At 65.3% G+C, this 2,498-nt stretch carries 3 protein-coding genes and 1 pseudogene; all 4 read right to left on the bottom strand.

Annotated elements, in window-relative coordinates:
- The coding region (locus tag V7Q81_RS15685) for a TonB-dependent receptor (RefSeq protein ID WP_333845206.1) at positions 1–1,347 on the bottom strand (1,347 nt) is incomplete at its 3' end.
- A 49-nt stretch (positions 1,348–1,396) separates the two neighbouring features.
- A complete protein-coding gene (locus V7Q81_RS15690; protein ID WP_333845208.1) occupies positions 1,397–1,777 on the bottom strand; it encodes a DUF2946 family protein in 381 nt (126 codons plus the stop codon).
- An 18-nt stretch (positions 1,778–1,795) separates the two neighbouring features.
- A complete protein-coding gene (locus tag V7Q81_RS15695; protein ID WP_333845211.1) occupies positions 1,796–2,296 on the bottom strand; it encodes a DUF3299 domain-containing protein in 501 nt (166 codons plus the stop codon).
- Positions 2,297–2,299: 3 nt separating this feature from the next.
- Positions 2,300–2,498 (bottom strand): annotated as a pseudogene (locus V7Q81_RS15700) (ABC transporter permease); the annotation flags it as partial.

The raw sequence follows: 2,498 nt of genomic DNA on the forward strand, positions 1-2,498 counted from the left end.
GTACTGGAGAAAGAACTGGTCGTCCGGCTCCCCTTGCCGCGACTTGTCTCGGGCGTACTGGAGCCGCACCCGACTGAACTCGGTGGGGGACCAGTCGATCATGGCGGTATAGAGCTCGGGGTTGTATGGATTGAGAATGGGAAAGTCGGCAGCGCTGAGGGTACCGTTCAGCACCTGGCCGATGCTCACCCGATCGTGCTCGAGCCGGTCGTAGCGGGCGCCCACCCGCCAGCGGGGCATGAACTGATACACCGCCTGGGCATACCAGCCGGACTGGCGAGAATCGTAGCGGTCTTCCAGCGAGGCGCCGTCCACGTCGAAGGTCAGGACACCTTTTTCCTGGAAGCGGAAGTATTCGGCCTGAAACTTGAAATTGCGCTCGGCGGGATTGCCCAGGGGCGCCCACTTCCAGACGAGATCGGCGATCCACAATTTGCTTCGGCCGGAAAAGGCGTTGGTGACCAAGTTGCCGGCTGAGTCCTCATCCTCGTATAGCCGGTGTCTGGGGGATGTCTGAAGGTAAGACAACCCCAGACGCCAGTGATGGCTCGGTCCCCAGTCGCCGCCGAGCCGGGCAAATGCGCTGCCCACGGAGGCTCCGTTCGTGTTGCGCTCGGCGCCGGGAAACGCTCCGCTGCGGGCGGCCTCGCCGCCCAGCTCTAGGAAAAACAGCGTCGGCGCCACCCACTTAAGTTGCACCCCGTCGTGGCCCAACTGCTTGCCGAGGAACGCCCGATAGGGAAGCGGCGCGTCGATGAAGTCCCAGGCGTGCTGATGGATCTCGTTCTGGTAGCCGATGCCGGAGAAGAACCGACCTCCCTTCAAGGTGAAGCCCTGGGGCAGGGACAGGGTCTGGAAATACGCTTCCTCGATCTCGACCTCGTTCTCGGGGGTATAGGCCGCGGTGAAAAAGCCCCGGAAGTACGGGTCCACGTTGGCGAAAAGATTGAGCTCGGATTCCACCAGGCTGAACCCTCGCTCGCCAGGACCCACCTCTCCCCCGCTGGGAATGAAGCCGTGAATGCGATAGGTTTCGGGGTCCTGCCCGAGATGGGCATAGCGCCCCTGGAGGATCAGGGAAGCTCCCGGATTGAAGGCGTTTTCTGCCCGGCGCTGGGTCACGGCGGCCTCTTTCTGCGCCTGGGCCGCCGCCGGCTCGGCCCCTGCGGCCTTGGCCTCGGCGTCTTTGAGCCGTTCTTCCAGCGCCCGCAGGCGCGCTTCATAGTCTTCCTTCATCCGCTCGATCTGGCGGCGGATCTCCTGGATGTCGGCGCTCGATTGGGCCAGGGCGACCGGTGCGACCCCGAGCGCGAGCGCCGCCACAGCGGCACGCTTGAATCGGTGCATGGCAAATCTCCCTAAACAGTTGACCGGGCCGGCCAGGCCGGCCGTGGCGTCAAGCAAGCTTCAGGGAGTCGACGGGCGGCGCGCGCTGGAGATAGGGACGGTAAAAGGCTCGGAGGACGGGCCGCGCCAGTGTGGCGGGAACGGTGGCGTCGGGGACATCCGGGCCGGGAGGCAAAACGTATCCTGGCGCCCCCGCCCCTAGGGGTGCATGAGCGCCAAAAAGGTCGCAGCCCGAGCCGCCGTGGCCGAGTTCGCCCGGTCCACCCTCTTTCCCACCGCCCGGGACAAGCCTGTCGCCATGATGGGCATCCTTTTCGTGTCCGTGGAACGGCCCGCCGTCGAAGAGATGCACGAGCCCATGGGCGTAGCTGCCCACGGGCCCGACCGAGAGGAGCAGGGCGAGGAGATGGAGGAGCAGGCGGCGGGGCACGGTGCGCTCGGTTGCAGGTCAGTCCTTCACCGGCTCGGCGTCGATGAGCCGGTAGAAAAGGCCCATGGGATCGTCTTTGAGCACGGCGAAGCGGCCGCTGAGGACCACCGGCTCGTAGGTAAACTTGACCGGCACCTTGGACTTCACCTCCACCACCGAGTCGGGCCCGGCTGGAAGGCAGAAGGGGCAGGTGGGCGGCAGCGCGCTCAGGATGAAATGGGTCTGCTTCTCGCCGGCGGAAAGGGGCAGCATGAAGCCCTGCAGCTTCACTTCCTTCCGGTCCAGGGCGAGGATGTGGTCGGAGAACTGGGGCACCATCTTGCCCTTATCCTTGACCATTTCCACCTGCTTGAGGGTGCGCCAGGACACCACGCCCTGGATCTCAGGCAACGGTTTGAGGTTCAGCGCTTCCGGCGGCACCGGAAGCGAGAAGGGATTTTCTTTGGGCGTCTGCGCCAGGACGGCGAATGCGGCCAGGGATGAGGCCGCTGCCAGTATCGTGGCGAATCCTTTTGTCATGGATCAACCCTCTGCTAATACACGGGCGATGTCGGTGCGATAGGCACGCCACGCCGGAAGCAGGGCGGCGGCCAGTCCCACTCCCAGCGCCAGGGCGACCAGCCAGAGCTCCCCGGGCACCAGGGTGAATCCGGTGATGTCCGCCTGGCGTGCTGCCTTTAGCCAGATGCCGAGCCCCTCTGCTCCCAGGTGGCCGAGGCCG

This window comes from Pelomicrobium sp. (genome assembly GCF_036803785.1).
In the GTDB taxonomy this organism is placed as follows: Bacteria; Pseudomonadota; Gammaproteobacteria; order Burkholderiales; family UBA6910; genus Pelomicrobium.

What these genes read in the sequence shown, in the direction of transcription:
- V7Q81_RS15695 (WP_333845211.1), bottom strand. Translation starts at nt 2,296, where the DNA reads ATGACAAAAGGATTCGCCACGATACTGGCAGCGGCCTCATCCCTGGCC.